We start from the raw sequence: 22,806 nt of genomic DNA on the forward strand, positions 1-22,806 counted from the left end.
CCGTATCAGAACACGAATCACGGCGACCCATGCGAACACAGCCAGACCACTATACCCTTTTTACGCCAAAAGCGAAGCCCTAATACCGACTAAGACATGCTTATCCGATAAAACCACCTAGCGCTGGTCAGTCACAAAACGACAGCTTAAGCTGTGGCGGTTTTTCATTGCTGGGCCAATCGAGCCCTGTGTGCCAGACGAGGTTTCCTTATGAGCGAAGTAGTCGGTTATCAACTGCAAGACGGCGTTGCCGTTATCAACCTGGACAACGGCAAGGTCAACGCGGTCTCCCACGAGGTGATCGACGGCCTGAACAAGGCGCTGGATCAAGCCGAAGCGGACAAAGCCGTGGTGGTTCTGACCGGTAAGCCGGGCATTCTCTCCGGCGGCTACGACCTAAAAGTCATGCAGACCAGCATGGACGCCGCGATCGGTTTGGTGACCGCAGGCTCTACCTTAGCGCGCCGCATGCTGGCCCACCCTTTCCCAATCATCGTCGCCTGCCCCGGCCATGCGGTGGCTAAAGGTGCCTTCTTGTTGCTGTCGGCGGACTACCGTATCGGTGTCGCAGGCGCCTTCCAGATCGGCCTGAACGAAGTGGCCATCGGCATGACCATGCACCACGTCGGTATCGAACTGGCTCGTGGCCGCCTGACCACTCCGGCGTTCCACCGCTCGGTGATCAACGCCGAAATGTTTGGCCCAGAAGCTGCGGTTAACGCCGGTTTCCTCGACCAAGTGGTTGCGCCGGAAGCCCTGATGGATACCGCCATGGCCACTGCCAAGGCAATGAAGAAGCTCAACATGCGCGCGCACAAGCAAACCAAGCTGAAGTCCCGCGCCGAGTTTTTGGCCACGCTGGACAAGTCCATCGCACTGGATCAAGACAGCAAGCTGCAGTAATTACTCCAGGTGCAGGGGCGCCAGTAGCTCCTGCACCCTGCCTCGCGCCTGCAACGCGGTAAAGCCCTGATCGAATAAATCACGCAGCTGCTCAGCTTGCGGCTGTTGGCGACTAAACAGCACGTAATAGTGCCAGTAGCCCAACACATCGCTTTCGCGCAATTCTTGCCGCTGCTCTGCCGGCAGCTCAGCAAGAACCTGCCGGCCCGCACGGCGATTGACATACAACGCATCGACACGTTGCTTGAGCAGCATTTCCAGCGCGCTGGCCTCATCGGCGGCCGAGACCAGCTGCACACAACCGCGACCCTCCAGCTGCCGCAGTTCTTGCAGCACCTCAGAGCCCAACGCCACCGCAATGCGCTTGTGGCACAACAGCTCAAAATCTTGGCTAAGGCTGTGCACCTGCACAGGCCAGCTCTGTCGGCTGATTAAGATCAGCTGATCACTGAATAAAGCCTGCGAATAATGAAAGTCTTGCTCGCGCTGTGGCGTTTTGCCCCACACCGCCGTGGCGTGCCAGCGCCCTTGCTTGGTCAGCAATAACGAGCGCTTCCACGGGTAAAACCCATACGCCACGGCCACATCGACTTCGGCAAAGGCTTCGGCGACCAGCTGCGCCACCGGCCCATAGCCCGGCAAACCCGAGCCCATGAACGGCGACCACTCGCCAATCGCGACGTTAACTTCACGCTCTGCAGCCCACAAGGCCACAGGAAAACACAACAACAAGCACCACCAACGCATGACGATCCCATCACTTCCGGCACGCCTAATGCGTAAGGATAGCCCTACGGCAGCAAAATCACCTTGCCGAGATTTTTCCGCTGCTCAAGACAAGCATGCGCTTGTGCCGCCTCGGCCAAAGCAAAACTGGCATGCACATGCGGTTTTAACCAACCCGCCTCGACACCCTCCAACAAGGCCTGCATCCAGGTGCGCACTTTCTCCGTCTCATGCCACAGATGGCCCATATTGACGCCAAACACGCCCCGGTTGTGCTCCATCAAACCCACCGGATGCAACCACGGCATGCCCAACACAGTACCGAGCAACTTGAGCTTGCCCCATGCGCCAGACTGGGTGGCGGCGGAGATACCAAAGGTGCCCAGTAGTCCGGTAGAGCGCAGTGCACTGAGGCTGCGCTTTAAGTGACTACCGCCGATAGGGTCGATAATCAGCTCCACCCCTCGGCCCTCGGTGAGTGACTGCAGCGCAGTTTCCCAACGCCCTTGGCCGTAGTCGATCAGAGCGTCGGCCCCTAGCTCTTTGAGCGCCGCATGCTTGCCTTGACTGGCTGTGCCGATCACCCGTGCGCCGCGCTGCTTGGCGATCTGCAACGCAGCCAAGCCGACGCCACCGCCAATGTTATGGATCAGCACGGTTTCATCACGCTGCAAACTACCCATCACCACCAACAGCTGCCACGCGGTGAGGTAATTCACCGGAATTGCCGCCGCCTGCTCGAAGCTCAGCGCCGCAGGCTGCTCGAACACTTGCGCCAGCGGCACGCACACTTGCTCGGCTTGTGCCGAGAAGCGACTTAAACCGAACACCCGCCGGCCCAACCAATGCGCCTCAACACCCGCGCCGAGGGCATCCACTTCGCCGGCAAACTCATAGCCCAAACACGCGGGAAACGGTGGCGCATCAGGGTATAAGCCTTGGCGGGCCATCACATCGGCAAAGTTCAGCCCGGCGGCACGCACCCGTACGCGCACTTCACCGGGCGCCGGCTGAAGATCGGCCACATGTTCTACACGGAGTACTTCGCGGCCACCGGCACGCGGCACGATTAAACGACGCATTAGGTCTTCCTCTCACCAAGCCAATCACACGTGGTTGATTCAAACCTTCAATTCGACAAATGTCAAACTATCGAATTTTAGCGCAACTACTCCCAAACCATCATCCAGCCTGCTGCCCGCAACAGGCCCTGCTCGTCCACTGCAAACAGCAGCTGATCATGCTCACCGCGCCAGTGATAGGCCAACAAGCGCCCAGCGGGCTTGCCACGCCACTCGGTCATGCGTACCAGTGCCGCGGCCTTTGGGTCGTCAGCCGGCCAGATTTTATCGGGCGCGCCCCACAGCTTTAGCAACTCGGCCTCGGGCAATGCCTGCTGCCAGCTGTACTCAAACAAACGCCGCATCAACTGGTGCTTTTCGCCTTGCCAGTGATCCACCGCAGGGTTAGGCGCAGCCCCCATAAAATGCCCCGGCACTTGGCGTAACTCGGCCCAGCGCCGCGCATCGTTGGATATATCGCCCCAAGCAAGCCCAGCGCACAGCATGTTTAAGCCCACGCACAGCGCTGCCAGCAGGCGATGAAAGAGAGACAACTTTATATACCTTTGCGACATACTCATTTCCCCCATAAACCGCACTGTTACAGCAGCACGCACCAAAAGTGCTCAATTCGGCAAAAAAGCCACTATTGCAACAGCATTTGGCCATCTCACCCGTCAGCTTTTAATACGCCATTAACACATCGCTAACCTGCTGTTTTTAATTAAAAGACGGCATAGCAATAACCGCTAATTGCGCCTCACCCTTCAGCTCTAGATAAAGGCCATAACATGCACCAAGAGCTTACACAGCCGTTACAGGGCGTGCATTTGACAGCTTTTTAAGACACTTCTACTGTCCCTGCGTTCCCGCTGGCAAACAACAAAAACGCGCGCCGAGCCAAGCAGTGCAGCGCGACGTGATGGCGGGAATACCTTGCAAGACCAGTCAGAGTCACCCGACTCGCACAACCACTCCCCCACAAGGGGACAATTCGTTTTATTCGAAGGAATTGAATAATGAAGACTGCTCTACAGGCGTTTTCCGCCCTCACCTTAGCGGTATCCCTTGCGCACACGGGGTTAGCTCACGCGCAAGAACATCAGCACGACACCTTTAATCTATTGGAGCAAGAGAAAGCCAATACGCAAATTTATAACGCGTATTTCCCCAATGCCGATATCGGCCGCAAAGCGGCGATTAGCTTCCACGGCCAATTATTAGAGTCGCATTACCCTAAAGGGTATTTAGTGATGGAGCTGAACGATGAAGAAATGCAGAAACTGCAAGTCTTCGGCTTCACCTTCGCGCCAGCGACCGAGTTCATCACTAAGCGCAACCAGATCCTCAGTAAGCTGCAAACGCAAATGCTTAGCGCGCAACAAAAGAGCCTGAGCATGGCCGCTGACGTCAGCGCCAATAACGTCAGCATCAGCGGCATCCCCGGCTACAGTTGCTACGCCACCGTGGAAGAAACCTTCGCCGTGGCCGCCGATATGGCCAGCAGCAAGCCCAACCTCGCGCAGTGGCTGGATATTGGTGACTCGTGGGAGAAAGGCGCCGGCGTCGGCGGCCATGACCTGCGCGTACTCAAGCTGACCAACCGCAGCAAAACCGGCACTAAGCCCAAGCTGTTTATTAACAGCGCGATTCACGCCCGCGAATACACCACTGCGGCGCTGACCTTGGACTTCGCCCGCCAATTAGTCGATGGCTATGGGGTGGATGCCGATGCCACCTGGATTCTTGACCATCACGAAGTGCATATCCTGCTGATGACCAACCCCGATGGGCGCAAAAAGGCCGAAACCGGGCTGTCGTGGCGTAAGAATGCCAACCAAAACTATTGTGGCGCCGGCAGCAACAGCCGGGGCGCCGACCTCAACCGTAACTTCACCTTTGGCTGGAACAGCACCAACGGCCAAGGCTCTAGCGGCAGTCAGTGCAACGACACCTATCGCGGCCCGTCGGCGGGCTCCGAGCCGGAAATCAAAGCGTTGGAAAGCTATGTGCGCAGCCTATGGCCCGACCGTCGTGGCAGCGGCAAAAACGACGCCGCGCCGAGCGACACCAGCGGTATTCACCTAGACGTGCACAGTTACAGCGAACTGGTGCTATGGCCGTGGGGCGACACCAGCCAAGCCGCGCCCAATGGCACTGCGCTGCAAACCTTGGGGCGTAAGTTCGCCTTCTTCAATAACTACCGCCCGCAGCAGTCCATCGGCTTGTACCCCACCGACGGCACCAGCGATGGCATCAGTTATGGCGAGCTGGGCGTACCGAGCTACACCTTCGAACTCGGCACTGAGTTCTTCCAGAGCTGTAGCACCTACAACAACACCATCAAGCCGAATAACCTGCCGGCCCTGCTGTATGCCGCCAAAGTGGTGCGCACGCCGTACATCACGCCCGGCGGCCCGGATATCAGCAACCTAAGCCTGAGTAACGGCGGCAGCACCGGCGTACCCGCTGGCACCGCCGTGACCTTAAGCGGCAGCGCCAGCGATGCGCGCTTTAATAACAGCAACGGCACCGAGAGCACTCAAGCGATCAGCGCCGTGGAGTACTACATCAACCAAGCACCGTGGGACAGCGGCGCCAGCCCGACTGCGCTACTGCCCAGCGATGGCAGCTTTAACAGCGTCAGCGAAGGCTTTAGCGGCACGCTAAACACCGCTGGGCTCAGCGAAGGCAAGTACTTAGTCTATGTACGCGCCCGCGATGCCTCCGGCACCTGGGGTGCGGTCAGCGCCAGCTTCTTGGTGATCGACAACGACGCCACTCAGCCACCGGCTAACTACTGCAGCGCCTCCAGTGGCAGCGCTAACTATGAGTGGATTGGCCGGGTGCAAGTGGGCAGCTTCAACAACAGTTCAGGCGCGGCCACCTACAGCGACTTTACCGGGCAGAACATCAGCCTAGTGCGCGGCAGTAACAGCCTGACCTTAACCCCGCAGTTCTCCAGCGGCGCCTACCGGCAAGGTTGGCGGGTGTGGATCGACCTCAACAAGGACGGTGACTTCGACGACAGCGGCGAGGCGGTGTACACCAGCAGCGGCACCAGCACCTCGGCCGTCAGCGGCAGCTTTAACATTGCCAGCAGCGTCGCCAGCGGTGCCACGCGGATGCGTGTAGCGATGCGCTACAACGCTACTCCTGCTAGCCCCTGCGGCAGCTACAACTACGGCGAGGTGGAAGACTACACCGTGGTCATTCCGTAACCCTTACTCAGCCACGTAACCCACCAGGGCCGCTTATCAGACTGCGTGAAAAGGTCGCGAGCGCAGGCTAGGCAAGGCAAAAACAGGCGAAAAAGCGCAGTTTACGTGTGGTAAATGAGCATTTTGAGCCTGTTTTTAACGCCGCATAGCCAAGCGCAGTAGTTTTCACGCTGTCTGTTATGCGGCCCTGGTTGCTACTCGGCTTAAGCGTCTTCGCCAGTACCTAGACGACGCTGCCGCATATACGCCGCCAAGGCTTGATCGCCGAGGTGCGCACTATCTACCAACGCGTGATAAACGCCCTGCTGATCAGCCTGCGTGCGGGTTTGACCGAGTTTTTCTTTACCCTCAATACGCTCAATCACCAGCTTAAAGCCGACAATCGCCTGATTAAGCCTGGCGACATAATCTGGCGCCAACAGAGCGTGATTGGCGTTTAAACCCGGCTCATAAACCTCGGTAAGGCGCTGCACTAGCTCTAGCGTCGCGTGACTATCGAGCAGCTCTAGGCGGCCATAGACATGCACCGCGGCATAGTTCCACGTCGGCACCGCCGGGCCTGCGGCATACCAAGTAGGCGAGATATACGCATGCGGGCCGCTGAACACCGCTAGCACCGTCTGCCCCGCTGCTTGCTCCGCCTGCGGATTGGCCTTAGCCACGTGCCCATACAACACGCCTTGCTCGCCTTCATCACGGGCCAACAGCAAGGGCAGATGGGTAGCGGTTAAGTCAGCGCTGACCAACGCGGCAAAGCCATGTTGCTCGATAAAGTCCAAGGCTTGCGCGCTATTAGGCATACGCAAATTGGCGGGGGTATACATGGCCAGTCTCCAAGGTTCGGTGCGCCGCCCAGCTTAATCGTCTGGCCAGCGCACCAACAGGCACAGTGGCGTGGTCAATCGGCGCTGCACTGTTGGACTAGAAGCTCACCGACGGGCCATCTGGCTCTTGCAGGGCGAAACCGGCATGCACGCGCCGTGCGGTGCTGTGTGCACCGTCGGCTTTCTCCAGCACCAGACTGTCGCCGCGCTGCTCAACTAAGCGATAGCTGTCGCGGTAATACACCGGGCGACCGCTGACCTCGGTGGTTTCCAGCACTTGCTGATCGCCTTGTTGGCTCCAGCAACCGCTTTCTTGCCCGACATCCACAGCGCTTACGTCATGCACTTGATAATCCAACTGGAAGCGGCCATCCGCGTTCAACGCCAGCAGCTGCTTGACCTGTTTGCCGTCCAGCTCGCGCTCTTCATACCAGCGGCCGACCAATTTATGCGTGGCGCCCGGTGCCTTGCAGGCCACCTCTTTAAGGCGCTGCGGCTCGCCGGCTAGGTGGCTGCGATACACGCGGCGCAAGGTCTCGGCATCGAAGCGGCAATGCGTGCTAGGGCAGTCAGCCTGAATCGTGAACTCGCCGCCAAGGCTTGTGGGGAAGTCGATACGCAGCTGCGGCCAGCCTTCGACCATGCCACCGGCGGGGGTAACCATACTCTCGCCTTGGCGCACCAAGCGCGGACCACCGGCGCGAGCTACATCGCCTAAAAACACCACGGTACGCAGGCGCTTGAGCTGGCAGTCCACCTCATCGGCGCAGCGCTGTGGGTCGACCACCACAGCGGGGCTGGCGCCGGGCTGTGTCGCAGGCGTATTGGCGTAAGTATTACCGGTATACGGCGTGCCTTGGCTTACCGGCAGCTGATTGCAGCCGAGCAATGCACTGATAACCACACTCAGGCCCACGGCCTGACCTAACCACTGACGCATCTTGTTCTCCTTGGTTGCGTTTTGCGGTGGGGGAACGTCGCTCTGGCGCGCGACGGGTGTTACAAAAAACCTACTGCGCTCGGCTATGCCGCGTTAAAAACAGGCTCAAAATGCTCACAAATCCTTTGAAAAGGATTTGAACAGCTTTAGCTGGCCCGGAGGGCGAAGCACAGCATGTGCGGAGTATTTACCATTCGTAAACTGCGCTTTCTCGCCTGTTTTTGCCTTGCCTAGCCATCGCTCGTGACGGTTTTTATCTTTTCTGCTCTGCCTAGGCCGGTTTTTTGTGGCTCAGGGCAGAAACAATAAGGCCCTACCGAGGTAGGGCCTTAACGCTTACTTCACTTGCGCGTTCAGCTCGCCTTTGGCGTAGCGCTGGAACATGCCTTCCAGTGAGATCGGTTTGATCTTGGAAGCATTGCCGGCGGTGCCGAAAGCTTCGTAGCGGGCGATACAAATGTCGCGCATCGCTTCGACGGTTTTGGCAAAGAACTTACGCGGGTCGAACTCGCTCGGGTGCTCAGCCATCATGCGGCGCATGGCACCGGTTGAGGCCAAACGCAGGTCGGTATCGATATTGACCTTACGCACACCGTGCTTAATGCCTTCGACGATTTCTTCTACCGGCACGCCGTAGGTTTCTTTGATGTCGCCACCGTACTGGTTGATGATCGCCAGCCACTCTTGCGGTACCGACGAAGAACCGTGCATCACCAAGTGAGTGTTAGGAATGCGCGCGTGGATCGCCTTGATACGGTCGATAGCGAGAATGTCGCCAGTCGGCGGCTTAGTGAACTTGTAAGCGCCGTGGCTGGTGCCGATGGCGATGGCCAGCGCATCCACTTGCGTCTTCTTGACGAAGTCAGCGGCTTCTTCCGGGTCGGTAAGCATTTGGCTGTGATCAAGCACGCCTTCGGCGCCGACGCCGTCTTCCTCACCAGCCATGCCGGTTTCCAAGCTACCCAAGCAGCCCAGCTCGCCTTCTACCGACACACCGCAAGCGTGGGCCATGGCCACGGTTTGCTGCGTCACGCGGACGTTGTACTCGTAATCGGTAGGGGTTTTACCGTCTTCGCCGAGCGAGCCATCCATCATCACCGAGCTGAAGCCCAGCTGAATCGAACGTTGGCACACATCTGGGCTGGTACCATGGTCTTGGTGCATACACACCGGAATGTGCGGAAACTCTTCGATGGCGGCGAGAATCAGGTGACGCAGAAACGGGGCACCGGCGTACTTACGCGCACCGGCCGAGGCCTGCACGATCACCGGGGAGTCGGTTTTGTCGGCCGCTTCCATGATGGCGCGCATCTGTTCCAGGTTGTTGACGTTGAACGCCGGCACGCCGTAGCCAAACTCGGCAGCGTGGTCCAGCATCTGGCGCATTGAAATCAGGGCCATGGTTCTCTCCCAGGCAAAACGTTAAACACAAAAAGCGCTCAAACAGGCGCTAGCTTATTGGCCAGCGCCCTGCGCGGCGCGGCAAGCGCGCCCAATTAATTCGTCATCGGCGGCCCAATACAGCAGGGCCTCGTCGCCTTTGGCGTGAAACACCAGTGTAGCGTCGCTGTACAGCATACCCGAGCCGCTCGGCTGGCGCGGCAAGGTAAAAGCCAAGGCGTCTAAACGCAACTCGACCACCTCATTACTCGCATCAGCAAAGCGCCAGCGAAACTGCTCGCCGCCTTCGCACTGCCAATGCTGCCATGCCGCCGGCTGGCTAAATGGCGTGCCGGGCTGGCTGGCGCAGCCTGCCAACCCGAACAACACTGCCACTAAGCCTAGCCGCAACATGACGTGCCTTAGCCTTTGGCGCGGCTTTGCAAAATCTCCACCGCCGGCAGCACCTTGCCTTCGACGAACTCCAAGAAGGCGCCGCCGCCGGTGGAGATGTAGGAGATTTTGTCCGACACATTGTACTTATCGATGGCCGCCAAGGTGTCGCCACCGCCGGCAATCGAGAAGGCATCACTGGCGGCAATCGCCAGCGCTAAGGTCTTGGTGCCTTCGCCAAACTGGTCAAACTCGAACACACCTACCGGGCCATTCCACAGCACGGTTTTGGAGCTTTTCAGCAGCTCAGCAAACTGCGCGGCAGTCTGCGGACCGATGTCGAGGATCATGTCGTCGTCGGCCACTTCGCTGATCAGCTTGATGGTTGCCTCGGCGCTTTCGGCGAACTCTTTGGCTACCACCACGTCGACCGGCAGCGGTACGTTGACCTTGCTGGCGATGTCTTTAGCGGTGTCGACCAAATCGGCTTCGTACAACGACTTGCCAACCTTGTAACCGGCAGCGGCCAAGAAGGTGTTGGCGATGCCGCCGCCGACGATCAGCTGATCGCACAGCTTGGCCAAGCTGTTCAGTACGTCCAGCTTGGTCGACACCTTAGAGCCAGCAACAATCGCTGCCATCGGACGAGCGGGGTTATCCAGCGCCTTGCCCAAGGCATCCAGCTCAGCCGCCAGCAACGGGCCGGCGCAGGCGACCGGGGCAAACTTGGCCACACCGTGGGTCGAAGCTTGCGCGCGGTGCGCGGTGCCGAAGGCGTCCATCACATAGATGTCGCACAGAGCAGCCATTTTCTGCGCCAGAGCGTCGGCGTTTTTCTTTTCGCCAGCGTTAAAGCGTACGTTCTCGAACAGCACCAGCTCGCCGTCTTTCAGGCTCAGCTCAGCATCGAGCCAATCGCGGATCAGCGGTACGTCGCGCGACAGCGCGTCGCTCAGGTAGTCGGCCACGGGCTTGAGCGAGCTTTCTTCGTCAAACACGCCTTCTTCCGGACGCCCCAAGTGCGACATCACCATGACCTTGGCCCCGGCTTCCAGCGCCAGCTTGATGGTCGGCAGGGCAGCCACGATACGCGCGTCGCTTTTCACCTTGCCGTCTTTCACCGGCACGTTGAGGTCTTCACGGATCAACACGCGCTTACCGCGCAGATCCAGATCAGTCATCTTCACCACGGACATGGCACTTTTCCTTTACTGACAGCTGTCATGTGAGGCCGCCGGAACCCGCGCCAACCAATGCGCGGCGCTGTCCAGCAGGCGTTGAGCAAACCCCCATTCGTTATCGAACCAGGCGAGCAGATTCACCAACCGTGGCCCAGCCACGCGGGTCTGACTGCCATCGACGATCGCCGAATGCGGGTCATGATTAAAATCGCAGGAGGCGTGCGGCAACTCAGTGTAGGCCAGCAAGCCCCGGTAGGCGCCCTCGGCAGCCTGTTTGAGCAGGGCATTCACCTCAGCAGGCGTAGTGTCACGCGCCACTTGCAGGGTGATGTCCAGCGCCGAGACATTCACCGTCGGCACGCGCACGGCCTTGGCCTGAATGCGCCCGGATAGCTCCGGCAGCAGACGCTCGATACCGCGCGCTAAGCCGGTAGACACCGGAATCACCGACTGAAACGCCGAGCGCGTGCGGCGCAGATCACGGTCGTGATAGGCGTCAATCACCGGCTGATCGTTCATCGCCGAGTGAATCGTGGTGATCGACACATAGTCGATACCCAGCGCCTCATTGAGCACTTTTAACAGCGGCACACTGCAGTTAGTGGTGCACGAGGCGTTGGAGACCAAGCGCTCGCTGCCAGTCAGCTGCTGCTGATTGACGCCAAACACCACAGTGGCATCGACATCCGTCTCGCTGGCCATGGGCTGCGAGAACAGCACGCGCGGCACCCCGGCATTAAGAAAGCGCTGGGCGTCTAAGCGGGTGGTGTATTGCCCGGAGCACTCGATCAGCAAGTCGAGCTGCAAGGCCTGCCAGTCGACCTGTTCGGGCGTCGCCGCGCAGCTGACCGCCAGCGCGTGTTGATCGAGCCACAACTGGTTATCGGCCGCGCGCACCTGAGCGGGAAAACGCCCATGGGTGGAGTCAAACTGGGTGAGGTATTCGACACTCGCCAAGTCGGCAATATCGTTCAGCGCAACGATATCTAACGGGCTCTGCGCGCCACGTTCATGCCACGCACGCAGCACGCAGCGGCCAATGCGGCCGTAACCGTTAAGGGCGATGCGATAAGGACGAGGGCGAGACATGCAGGGCCGGCAAGCTGCGGCGAGCGCCTCACGGCGCCCGCCTAGCGCATTACGCGTCGAGCAGCTCGGCCGCAGTGGCCAGCACGTTGTCGACGGTGAAGCCAAACTCTTCAAACAGCTGCGCCGCCGGAGCCGACTCACCGAAGCTGGTCATGCCGATGATGCGACCATCGAGGCCCACGTACTTGTACCAGAAGTCGGCATGCGCGGCTTCGATGGCGATACGCGCACCCACTTCGACCGGCAGTACCGATTGTTTGTAAGCGGCATCTTGCGCATCGAACACGCTGGTCGAGGGCATCGACACCACGCGCACGCGGCGGCCTTGCTCGTCGAGCTTGGCAGCAGCTTGCATGGCCAGGCCGACTTCCGAGCCGGTGGCAATCAAGATCAGCTCCGGCTCACCGGCGCAGTCTTTCAGCACATAACCACCGCGCGCCACATCAGCCACTTGCGCAGCGCTGCGGCTCTGGTGCGGCAGGTTCTGACGACTAAAGATCAGCGCGCTGGGACCATCACGGTGTTCGATGGCGGTCTTCCACGCAATCGCCGATTCCACCGCATCACAGGGGCGCCAGGTTTGCAGATTCGGCGTGCCACGCAGGCTAGCCAGCTGCTCGATGGGCTGGTGAGTCGGGCCGTCTTCGCCCAAACCGATCGAGTCGTGGGTGAACACGTACAGCACTTGCTGCTTCATCAGCGCCGACATGCGCACGGCGTTGCGGGCGTATTCCATAAAGATCAGGAAGGTCGCGCCGTAGGGCACGAAGCCACCGTGCAGGGCCACGCCGTTCATGATCGCGCTCATACCGAATTCGCGCACACCGTAGAACACGTAGTTGCCTGAGGCATCGTTAGCGCCGACGCCTTGGCAGCCCCTCCACAGAGTCAGGTTAGAACCGGCCAAGTCAGCCGAGCCGCCGAGCAGTTCTGGCAGCAGCGGGCCAAAGGCGTTCAGCGCATTCTGGCTGGCCTTACGGCTGGCGATGGTTTCGCCTTTGCTCAGTACGTCATCGATATAGGCTTGCGCTTTGGCGCTGAAGTCCGCCGGCAGCTCACCTTTGATCACGCGGCGCTCGAATTCGGCAGCCAGCTCAGGATGCGCAGCACGGTAAGCGGCAAACTGTTCGTTCCACGCGGCTTCACGCTCGCTACCGGCGGCTTTGGCGTCCCACTCGGCATAGATGTCGGCGGGAATTTCAAACGAACCATGCTCCCAACCCAGCTGAGCGCGGGTCAGAGCGATCTCGTCGGCACCCAGCGGGGCGCCGTGACACTCTTCTTTGCCTTGCTTGTTCGGCGAGCCAAAACCAATCACGGTTTTGCAGCAGATCAGCGTCGGCCTGTCGCTGGTGGCGCGGGCGGTTTCGATGGCGATCTGGATCTCTTCGGCGTCGTGACCATTCACATTGCGGATCACCTGCCAGCCGTAGGCTTCGAAGCGCGCCGGGGTGTCGTCGGTGAACCAACCTTCTACTTCACCGTCGATGGAGATGCCGTTGTCGTCGTAGAAGGCGATCAACTTGCCGAGGCCCAAGGTACCGGCCAGCGAGCACACTTCGTGGCTGATACCTTCCATCATGCAGCCGTCGCCCAAGAAGGCGTAGGTGTGATGGTCGACGATGGTGTGACCTTCGCGGTTGAACTGCGCGCCGAGCACTTTTTCCGCCAGCGCGAAACCCACGGCATTAGCGATGCCTTGGCCGAGCGGGCCGGTAGTGGTTTCTACGCCGGGGGTGTAGCCGTACTCGGGGTGGCCCGGGGTTTTGCTGTGCAGCTGACGGAAGTTTTGCAGATCGCTGATCGACAGATCGTAGCCGGTTAAGTGCAGCAGCGAGTAGATCAGCATCGAGCCGTGGCCGTTAGACAGCACGAAGCGGTCACGGTCGGCCCACTGCGGGTTCTGCGGGTTGTGCTTTAGGAAGTCGCGCCACAACACTTCGGCGATATCCGCCATGCCCATCGGGGCACCCGGGTGGCCACTGTTGGCTTTCTGCACGGCATCCATGCTTAAGGCACGGATGGCATTGGCTCGGTCACGACGGCTGGGCATTGGCAGCGCACTCCTGCATACGGCTAGAAAAAAGGCCGCTATTGTCGCCCAGCTTAGGCAGGCGGGGCAATTCTTGCGCTACGAAAGGTTGGCCGCCGTGATATTTAGCGACGTTGCGTGGTGTTTAGATGATGCCGTGCTCGGCCAGCATGTTCTCCAGCGCCAGCAAATCGGGGATTTTTGCCATGATGCCATCGGCATCCACCGCCGCCAGCTCAAGCGCCGCTAGGGGCACATCGGCCGCGGCCAGCTCACTATCGACCTTCATGGCGCGCGGAATCCCTTGCACCAACAGGGCAATGAACTTCACATGGCTACGCCCGCCTTGCGCGTTAAGCACTAAGATTCGCGCCTGATTACCCGCCGCTACGGCCGGCTCACCACTGGCCACCTCGAAGGACAGCAGCGGCAAACGCAGGTCACGCCAGTTGACCAAGCCCAAGAACCAGTCCGGCAAGTCGTCATTGCCTTGCGGCGCACGGTAAGGGATCAGCTCCGCCACTGCGACGTTGGGCACTATCAAAGTACGATCGGTCAACGGCAGCAGCAGCGCGGTCAGGCTGCGGATTTCTTCGTTGTCCGGTGACGTCATGACAGACTGCATAGTGCTCTCCTCAAGCGGCTGCGTGTGCCGCCAAGCGCGCTACAAGGGCGGCGGCTAATTCGTGGGGGGTGCCGACCAAGCGGCTATGCCCTGCTTCGCGCAGCGCCTCGGGCATGCTCGGGCAGGCGCAGGTGTCGGCGGTTTGCGTCCAGATCTCGCCACCTTGGCGCTCGACATAGGCCGCTGCACTCAGGCCATCGCAACCCATGCCGCTAAACACCATCACGCCGCAACGCCCTGCAAAATGCTGCGCCAAGTTGAGCATCATCTGATCAATCGACGGGCTGTACGGCTCGGGCCAGCTGCGACCACACAGTTGCACGCTGCCGTCTTCGTTAAAGCTCATTTCTTCGCCGATGCTGGCGACCACTACTTCGCCCGCGCGCAGCGGCTGCCCCGCCACGGCGTTACGCACCGGCCACTGCGAATGCCGGCCAACGGCCTGCGGCAAGCGCGTTTCAAAGCTGGGGTCGATGTGCTGGGCGTAGACAAACGCCACCGGCAAGCCGTGCGGCAAGGCATCGAGAAAGTTCTTCACCGCCGCCGGGCCACCCAATGAAGCGGCCAGCAGCCAGACTTCGCTAACTTCATCGCTGGCACCTTGAGCAAAGCCCGCCGGCAAATCGATGCGCTCAGCGGCTTTGTGGCTTTCCAGCAGCTCGGTCAGCGCGGGGCCCACTTGCCGTGTAGGGTCGCCGACTAAACGCTTGAGCTTACCGAACAGGCGGCGCTCCCAGCGTGGGTAATTTTCTGAGCTACGCTGCGGTGCTTGGCCTTCGCCAAACAGCACGGGGCTTTCCGAATGTTCCAGCAGCAGGTCGATCAGGCGGTCGTCATCGTGCACCAGATCGACCAACCACAAGTCGGTCGCACAGGCCTGCAACTGCTCGTGATCAAAGCGACCCGGATCAGTATTCAGCACCACTTGATAACCATTGGCAGCCAACGCCTGCTGCAACACATGACGCTGCAACGAGGTGTCGGCGATGACGGCAATCCTTGCCGTTACAGCAGCCTCAGTCATGGACTCCCGCCAATTCAGTAATAGTGTCGAGCAGTTCGCTCTCTTGATACGGCTTACCCAAGTAGCGGTTCACGCCAATGCTCAGCGCGCGGTCACGGTGTTTCTCGCCCGTACGCGAGGTGATCATGATGATCGGCAGGTCTTTGATCCGCTCATCGTGACGCACCAGCGTGGCCACTTCAAAGCCGTCCATACGCGGCATTTCGATATCCAGCAGCATCACATCGGGGGTGTGGTCTTGCAGCATGGCAATGGCTTCAACGCCGTCTTTGGCGGTGATCACCTCCATGCCGTTACGCTCCAGCAGACGGCTGGTTACCTTACGCACGGTCACCGAGTCATCCACCACCATGACCAGCGTCTGCCGATCACGCTTAGCGGCTTGCTCCGCTTGCCCCAACAGCTGTTGATGGCGCGGCAGCATGGCATGCGCGTGCATGGCGCGGATCATCGCCACCAGATCAAGAATCACCACCACGCGACCGTCACCCAAGATGGTCGCACCGGACACGCCGTGCACTAAGCCAAACTGCGGGCCGAGGGCCTTCACCACAATTTCCCGCGAGCCGGCGAGGCTATCGACCTGCACAGCAACCGCATGCTCAGCCGAGCGCACCAGAATCACCGGCAAGGGCAACGTCTGCCCGGTCAGCTTGGGCTGCTGGCCATTGCGCAGCAAGTCGCCCAAGTACTTCAGCTCGTAGGCTTGGCCGGCGTATTCAAAACGCGGCGCATTGGGCTGGTAATACGCCTCTAACTCAAACGGCGAGACGCGCACGATACCTTCGATGGTGTTCAACGGAATCGCGTAGAGGTCTTCGCCCGAGAAGATCATCAGGGCGCGGTTCACTGACACAGTGAACGGCAGACGGATGGTAAAGCGCGTGCCTTTGCCCACTTCCGAGGCAATCTGCATGCTACCGCCGAGCTGCTTAACCTCGGAGTTCACCACGTCCATGCCGACGCCACGACCAGAGATCTGCGTGACTTTCTCGGCGGTGGAGAAACCGGCCTCAAGAATGAACTGCAGAATCTCTTGATCGCTAAGGTCTGAGTTTTCGTCCATCAAGCCACGTTCGATGGCTTTCTTACGCACCGACTCCAGCTTGATACCAGCACCGTCATCGGCCAGTTGCAGGACGATATCGCCACCTTCACGGCCCAAGTTCAGGCGGATATTACCCACCTCACTCTTACCGCTGGCACGGCGCTGCTCAACGCCTTCAATACCGTGGTCGACCGCGTTACGCAGCATGTGCTCCAAGGGCGCGACGATGCGCTCGAGCACGGTACGGTCCATTTCCCCTTCGGCGTTGCCGACGTGGAATTCGACCTGCTTGCCCAACTCACCGGCCACCTGACGGACGATACGGCGCAGACGCGGAATCAGGCGATCAAACGGCACCATGCGGGTGCGCATCAGACCTTCTTGCAGTTCGGTGTTAACCCGCGCCTGCTGAATCAGCAGGGTTTCCGCGTCGCGGTTTTTCCCGGCGAGGGTTTCTTTTAAGTCGTGTAAGTCAGACGCCGACTCGAACAGTGCGCGCGACAGCTGCTGCAACTGCGAGTAACGGTCCATCTCCAGCGGGTCGAAGTCTTCGTAGCCTTCGCGCTCCACTTCTTCTTGGTGGCGCGAGAGGATCTGCGCTTGCGTTTCAGTATCCAAACGACGCAACTGGTCGCGCACACGCTCAATGGTGGCTTCCATTTCCGTCAGGGTGAAACTGAAGTCCGACACCTGCTGCTCAACCCGACCACGGAAGATTGAGGTTTCACCGGCAAGGTTAACCATGTCTTCGAGCAGTTCGGCCGGCACTTTGACCATTTCTTGCGGGCCACGCTGGCCGGCATCGCGCAACGCCGCTTCTTGTGCTTTACGCACAAAGGGCAGCACTTTGGCTTCTTGCTGGCCGTGCTTGGCCAACGGCACCATCAAGGGCGACAACTCACCCAGCTGGGTCGGTTTCGGCTGCACAGGCGCAACGAGCTGCTCGGCAACTGGCGCAGGCTCAGGGGTAACATCCTCAGCCACCGGCAAGGCTTGCAGGCGCTCTTGCAGGGCATCCACGCCTTGGCGCATGCCTTGGTAGGCCTGATAGGCATCTTCATACAGGCTCAGCGGGTACGGCGTGCCGGCGCGCTGACCTTCAATCAAATGCTGCTCAAGGTCGTGGGTGAGGTTGCCCAGCTCTCGCTGCCCCGCCAAGCGCGCACCACCCTTTAAGGTGTGCAGCACGCGCAGGATATTTTCCAGCGGCGCCTCATCGGCAAGGTTCTGCTCGCCTTGATGGATGCTTTCTTCCAGCTCCTCTAAGAGATCCACCGCCTCTTCGAGGAAGATTTCCAGAATTTCACTGTCTTCGGCATTCAGCGCCGCATCGGCTTCGGCTTCATCCACCGGGCTGATGCTGACCGCCTGCGGGGCGGCCTGCTGAGTGCCGGGGTTCGCGCGGTAGTCACGAATCTGCGCCAGCAAGCCACTGGTATCCGGCAGTGCGCGACGCTCACGCACCGCTTCGAGCAGGTCTTGCAGGCCGTCATGGCAGGCATGCAGCAGGCTGAACAAACCGTCGTTAGGTTTGAAGCGACCGCCACATAGGCCTTCGTAGAGGTATTCCAGCTCGTGGGCCAAATCGCCAACCGGAGCGATCTCGGCCATGCGCGCACCACCTTTTAAGGTGTGCAGATCACGCTGTAGGCTTTCCACCTCTAGCGTGTTATTGACATCTTCCAGCCAGCGCTGCAATGAGCCGCCGGCGCTGTCCATGATGTCGAACGCTTCTTCGAGGAAGATCTGTACCAGCTCGTCGTCAGCAAATTGCAGAGCCGGCTCATTGGCGACAAGCGCAACTTCCGCAGGCTCTGGAACTGCCTCAAGACTAATGTCTTCGTGGTTTTCTTCTTCTAGGCTTAGCTCGGCTTCGGCTTCGGCTTCGGCTTCGGCTTCGGCTTCGGCTTCGGCTTCGGCTTCGGCTTCGGCTTCGGCAGCAGGCTCATCCAGCTCGGGCAGGCTGGCAAGGGTTAATTCTTCATCTACCTCGAGGCTTGGCAGCTCATCGGCTGGCGCCAAAGCCTCAGACTCGTCATCGCCCTGCCATGCTGCGGGCTCGTCGAGCTCTGGTGCGGCATCCAACTCAGCCAGCGGCTCAGTGCTTAGGCTCGGGGTATCGCCTTGACGAAAGCTTTTGATCGCCGCAATCAGCGCAGCCGGATTACGCAGCGGCGCAGCCGCTTGCAGCTGATCGAGTTGCTGCGCTAAGCAGTCATGGCAAGCATGCAGCAGCTGAGTCAGCGTCGGCGCGTAGTGGAAGCGACCGTCCACCAAGCCTTCATATAAAGTTTCCAGCTCGTGACCGAGATCGCCAACCGGTGCAATGCCAGCCATCCGCGCACCACCTTTTAAGGTGTGCAGGTCACGCTGCAGGGCAGCTAGAACACTGGTATTGCTCGGCTCATCGAGCCAAGTCTCTAAGCTGTGACCGGTGCTTTCGAGAATATCGAGGGCTTCTTCGAGGAAGATCTCCACCATCTCGATATCCAGCTCGCCCAGCTCGATAGCATCGTTAGTCGGCGCCTCGGCGCTAACTTCAGGCAATGTCTCAGCGACCGACGCCGGCTCATCTAACGCTTCTGGGCTGAGCGCCGGCTCAGCAACCTCAGCCTCTGGCGCTTGCTCTGCGGCGCGTGCCAGTAAATCTTGCAAGGCTGCAATTTGCCCCGGTTGCGGCGTTACCTGAAGGCCAGCGGCGACCTGATCCATCATCGCAATCAGTTGCTCATGGGCCTCGCTCACGGTGCGGAAGAACGCCTCATCCACCGCAAGGCGCTCGGCGGCGACGGCCTGATACACCGCATGCAAGGCTTCGGCGAGCTTCTCGATGGGCTCAAGCTCGGCCATCTCGGCGCCACGCGCCAAGGTTTCCAACTCATTGATCAGCGTTTCCAGCTCGCGGCGCTCGCCGGGATGGGCCTGCCAATGATCGAGCAAATCATCGGCGTCGAGCAGGATATCCATGCCTTCGGCCAAGAAGATGCTGATCATCTGCGGGTCACGGACTTCGCCGTTTTCGCTGACCACGGTTTCGCTATGCAGCAAACGCTGCTCATGCAAACGGTGGATTTCTGCGACTAACTCATCGCTACCCGGCAAGGCGGCCAATGGCGTGCTGTTTAATTGAGCGACGCCTTTGCGCATCATCCGCTCACTGGCATCCAGACAGTCGGCGACTTCGCGATCGACCTTGATCAGGCCGTTCTTGAACTCTTTGACCATCTTTTCCAGCGGGCTGGCGATTTCCGCGATCGGGGTAATCCCCGCCATGTGCGCGCTTCCTTTAAGGGTATGCAACGAACGCTGCAAGGCGTCGTTAACTGCGCGCGGGAGCATTTCATTGCAGTCAGCGACAAAACCGGCAAGGTCATTCAGATGGCCTTCGGCTTCGTTACTGAAAATCTCTAGCAGCTGCTGGTCGAGGTCATCATCCAAGCCTTCGACCACGACTGGCTCGGCTTGCTCAGCCGGAGCGTCTTCAGGCTCAGGTTGCGCAAGCGTTTCAGCCTCGCTCAGCGAAGCTTCTAGGTCATCGCCTAAACCTAAGGCGTCGAGTTCTTCCAACTCTTCGGCTAACGCGTCTTCATCGCCCAGTACAGAGGCTGCTGTTTCGGCTGACTGTTCGGCGGCACCAGCAAAATTCGGCACCGGCTTATTTTTCGCCAGTGCATGCGCGGTCGCTGCCAAGCGGTCGACATCGTCACGCTGGCGTTGGGCCTTGTCGGCAAACTCTTGCACCAACTCGGGCAACAGTGCGACCACGTCTTGAATCACTTGCTGCACCGGCTGATCAGCCACAATGCTGCGGTCAATCACACGGTTGAGCATATTCTCAATCGACCACGCCAGCTCACCAACGATCAGCGCGCGCACCATGCGGCCGCTGCCTTTCAAGGTATGGAAGGCGCGACGCACTTCGGTCATCGCGGCCTTGTCATCCTGATCGGCCAGCCACTTGGGCAAGTATTCGTTGATGGTTTCCAGCACTTCGCCGGCTTCTTCGATAAATACCTCAACGAGGTCTTCATCAAAGGGCTCTTCATCGGCATCCGGCGGCAACAGGCTCGGCGGTACTTCACCGGCTGGCGGGTTAATCGCTTGCACCGGTGCGGCCATGATCTCGGCCATGGTCGGTTCAGCCGGCTGCGGCGCGGGCGCACAGACTGGCTCGGTGGACAGCTCGACCATCGGCAGGTCGGCATCATCCAGCGCTAGCTCTTGCAGATCGGCCAAGGCATCCACATCGCCCAGCTCTAGCTCGGCTGGCGCCTCTGGCTCATCATCCAGGCTGGGCAGCAAGGCTGCGAGGTCTTGTTCTTGGTCGCTGTCTTGCAGCTCGGCGAAGTCCAGAGCAGGCTCTTCTTCATTGGCCTGCAACTCGACGTCGAGCGCTTCAAGACCCAGCGCATCCAGTTCTTGCGCCGCTAGCTGCTCGGCATCCGCTTCGTCACCCGTCGGCAGCGCCGTCTCATCGGCGGAAATATCTTCGATAGCCGAGAAGTCCAGCGCCGAGGCGTCTTCGTCTTCTGGGCTCTGGCTTTGGTAATCATCAAACAGGCTGCTAGCTTCGGCGTCATCGGCGACCAGTTCGGCTAATTCAGGCTCGGCCTCAAGCAGCTCAGCGTCGGGCTCGGCGATGTCTGCCTCGGGCTCTACAGCGCTGTGTTCCAGCGGGTAACCCAGCGCAGCTAGGCTTTCCTCGGCCACATCGAGAATCACTTCACCGCTGGCACCGTGGTCTTCCACTAAGCGCTCAAGGTAGTACTCGATGGCGGTAATCGCGTCGGCCAAGGTGTCGAGGCTCTGCCAGTTCGGCACGCCTCGGTTCACCAACAGTTGTTCTTGGATATAGCGGCTGGCGTTGGCCAGCAAACCGGCGGCGCGATCCAGCGGGATCATCGCTAAGCCGCCACGTACCTGCCCTAGCAGTTGCGGGACTTTTTCCAGGTGCTCGTGATTCCACTGCGAAGCAATGAATTCGATGATCGCGTCTTTGGCTTGCTCCAAGCCATTACGCGCTTCTTTAAGCACCACACGCTGCACTTGGGCAATGTCGGCCGAGGGCATGACGCTGGTTTCGTCGATGGCATCGTCATTCTGCCCAGCCATACCGGTCAGGGTGGCTTCGACGTACAGCAGGGCACCGGCGACATCCATCAACGCCGCGTCACTGACGCGATGTTTACTGCGCGCAAGTTCGCTCAATACATCCAATTGGTCTTGCAGCACTTTGCGCGGCTGAGTGAAGCCCAGCACGGCCAAAGTATCGGCCACTTGTTTCAGCGGCAGCTGCAGGTTGTCTAAATCTTGCAGGTTCGAACGATCACTGCGCACGAACAGATCGAGACTGTCTTTGACGCGCACCAGCTCTTCACACAAGGCGGTGACCACCGAGCGCATCGCGTCACGGTCTGGGCCGGCCAGCTTGGCACGCTCTTCGTCCACCAAGGCATCGTCAGGCAGTGCTTCATCAAGACGATAGGTACGCTTTAACTCGCTAATGCGCGGCGATTGCGCCGGGCTCTTGGCGATGTAGAACAGCAGGTTTTTGATCAGATCACCTGGCGCCGGCTGGTTCATGCCGTCTACGCCTTGCTCGACCAAGCGCTTCAGCTCGCGGTCGACTTGGCGCAGCAAGGTGCGCACCGTCGCGCCTTGGGCAATGCTGGCGTTGGCGAGGCCTTCGACCAAACCCGAACCAATCGGCCATAGCTTATTCAGCGGGGTGTCTTGGCACAGCGATTCGAGGCGCGCAAACACCCGCGCCAAGTAACTCAAGTTGGTGACTAGGTCCTGATTGCGCATCACCCCAACCAGCGCTAGCTGGTAAGTCTGGCGCAGCTTGCGCAGCAAGGCAGGCACTTCTGGGGTGTTACGCCCGGCCAACACTTCGGCGCTGGCTTGCGCCTCTTTGTTGCCCATATCGGGCGAGAACAGGCTGGTTTCCGACAGCAGCTTGTCGCCACGTGCAGCACGAATGTCGTTAAGCAGCGGCAGCAGCACCATCGGCAAGTCGCGCCGGGCGGCCTGAATGCGGTCCAGATACGCCGGCAGCTGCAGGATGCCCTGCATCAGCACTTCTAGCGCTTCATTCTGGTTGCCCACTTGGCCTTGGGCCAAGGCAGCGGAGAGTTGCTCCATTTCTTCGGCCAGCAGCGCTGCGCCAAAGAATTCGACCATCTGCAAGGTACCGACCACCTGATGCACATAACTTTGTGCAAATTGCAGGCGAGTCGAGTCTTGCGGGTTCTCGACAAAGGCTTCAAGGGCCTGACGGGCCTGTTTCAGGGTTTCCCCGATTTCACCCTTGACCCACTCCAGGGCGACATAATCGTGTCGATCACCCATAGCGACTC

15 protein-coding genes are annotated in these 22,806 nt (G+C 59.7%); 2 read left to right on the forward strand and 13 right to left on the reverse strand.

The window, feature by feature from the left end:
* Positions 1-210 precede the first annotated feature (210 nt).
* Complete coding sequence (locus BMX80_RS04015) at positions 211-903, forward strand: crotonase/enoyl-CoA hydratase family protein (RefSeq protein WP_074865382.1); 693 nt, start codon at positions 211-213, stop codon at positions 901-903.
* Here the strand turns inward: BMX80_RS04015 and BMX80_RS04020 are convergent, their stop codons facing one another.
* The 3 genes from BMX80_RS04020 to BMX80_RS04030 form a co-directional block, all read right to left on the reverse strand.
* Positions 904-1,650 (reverse strand): substrate-binding periplasmic protein, encoded by a 747-nt coding sequence (locus BMX80_RS04020; RefSeq protein ID WP_074865385.1) that lies wholly within the window; start codon positions 1,648-1,650, stop codon positions 904-906.
* Between the two features lie 44 nt (positions 1,651-1,694).
* Positions 1,695-2,711, reverse strand: coding sequence for a zinc-binding dehydrogenase (locus tag BMX80_RS04025; RefSeq protein WP_074865388.1), 1,017 nt, complete (start codon positions 2,709-2,711; stop codon positions 1,695-1,697).
* An 86-nt stretch (positions 2,712-2,797) separates the two neighbouring features.
* Complete coding sequence (locus BMX80_RS04030; protein WP_074865391.1) at positions 2,798-3,244, reverse strand: hypothetical protein; 447 nt, start codon at positions 3,242-3,244, stop codon at positions 2,798-2,800.
* Between the two features lie 465 nt (positions 3,245-3,709).
* On the opposite strand from BMX80_RS04030, the gene BMX80_RS04035 reads away from it, so the two are divergent.
* Complete coding sequence (locus BMX80_RS04035; protein ID WP_074865394.1) at positions 3,710-5,911, forward strand: M14 family zinc carboxypeptidase; 2,202 nt, start codon at positions 3,710-3,712, stop codon at positions 5,909-5,911.
* Positions 5,912-6,114: 203 nt separating this feature from the next.
* On the opposite strand, the gene BMX80_RS04040 is transcribed toward BMX80_RS04035, so the two are convergent.
* The 10 genes from BMX80_RS04040 to BMX80_RS04085 all read right to left on the reverse strand — a co-directional run bounded on the left by BMX80_RS04040 (position 6,115) and on the right by BMX80_RS04085 (position 22,798).
* Positions 6,115-6,735, reverse strand: coding sequence for an FMN-binding negative transcriptional regulator (locus tag BMX80_RS04040; RefSeq protein ID WP_074865397.1), 621 nt, complete (start codon positions 6,733-6,735; stop codon positions 6,115-6,117).
* A gap of 97 nt (positions 6,736-6,832) precedes the next feature.
* The gene (locus tag BMX80_RS04045; protein ID WP_074865400.1) at positions 6,833-7,675 is read right to left on the reverse strand and encodes a hypothetical protein; all 843 of its coding nucleotides are present in this window, start codon (positions 7,673-7,675) and stop codon (positions 6,833-6,835) included.
* Between the two features lie 336 nt (positions 7,676-8,011).
* Positions 8,012-9,076: a class II fructose-bisphosphate aldolase gene (gene fba, locus BMX80_RS04050; RefSeq protein ID WP_071872578.1), complete on the reverse strand. Its 1,065-nt coding sequence runs from the start codon at positions 9,074-9,076 to the stop codon at positions 8,012-8,014.
* A gap of 54 nt (positions 9,077-9,130) precedes the next feature.
* Complete coding sequence (locus BMX80_RS04055) at positions 9,131-9,469, reverse strand: MliC family protein (RefSeq protein WP_074865403.1); 339 nt, start codon at positions 9,467-9,469, stop codon at positions 9,131-9,133.
* Between the two features lie 8 nt (positions 9,470-9,477).
* Positions 9,478-10,644, reverse strand: a complete 1,167-nt coding sequence (locus tag BMX80_RS04060; RefSeq protein ID WP_071872580.1) for a phosphoglycerate kinase — start codon at positions 10,642-10,644, stop codon at positions 9,478-9,480.
* A 12-nt stretch (positions 10,645-10,656) separates the two neighbouring features.
* Positions 10,657-11,718, reverse strand: a complete 1,062-nt coding sequence (gene epd / locus BMX80_RS04065; RefSeq protein ID WP_074865406.1) for an erythrose-4-phosphate dehydrogenase — start codon at positions 11,716-11,718, stop codon at positions 10,657-10,659.
* A gap of 49 nt (positions 11,719-11,767) precedes the next feature.
* Complete coding sequence (gene tkt, locus BMX80_RS04070; RefSeq protein ID WP_074865409.1) at positions 11,768-13,771, reverse strand: transketolase; 2,004 nt, start codon at positions 13,769-13,771, stop codon at positions 11,768-11,770.
* Positions 13,772-13,895: 124 nt separating this feature from the next.
* Positions 13,896-14,375 carry a chemotaxis protein CheW gene (locus BMX80_RS04075; protein WP_071872583.1) on the reverse strand — a complete coding sequence of 160 codons (480 nt, stop codon included), beginning with the start codon at positions 14,373-14,375 and terminating at the stop codon, positions 13,896-13,898.
* Between the two features lie 10 nt (positions 14,376-14,385).
* Positions 14,386-15,399 carry a chemotaxis protein CheB gene (locus BMX80_RS04080; protein WP_071872584.1) on the reverse strand — a complete coding sequence of 338 codons (1,014 nt, stop codon included), beginning with the start codon at positions 15,397-15,399 and terminating at the stop codon, positions 14,386-14,388.
* On the reverse strand, positions 15,392-22,798 hold the full coding sequence (locus tag BMX80_RS04085; RefSeq protein ID WP_074865413.1) for an Hpt domain-containing protein: 7,407 nt from the start codon (positions 22,796-22,798) through the stop codon (positions 15,392-15,394). The genes BMX80_RS04080 and BMX80_RS04085 overlap by 8 nt, the downstream gene beginning before the upstream one ends.
* Positions 22,799-22,806: the final 8 nt, after the last annotated feature.

This window comes from Atopomonas hussainii, assembly GCF_900109735.1.
In the GTDB taxonomy this organism is placed as follows: Bacteria; Pseudomonadota; Gammaproteobacteria; order Pseudomonadales; family Pseudomonadaceae; genus Atopomonas; species Atopomonas hussainii.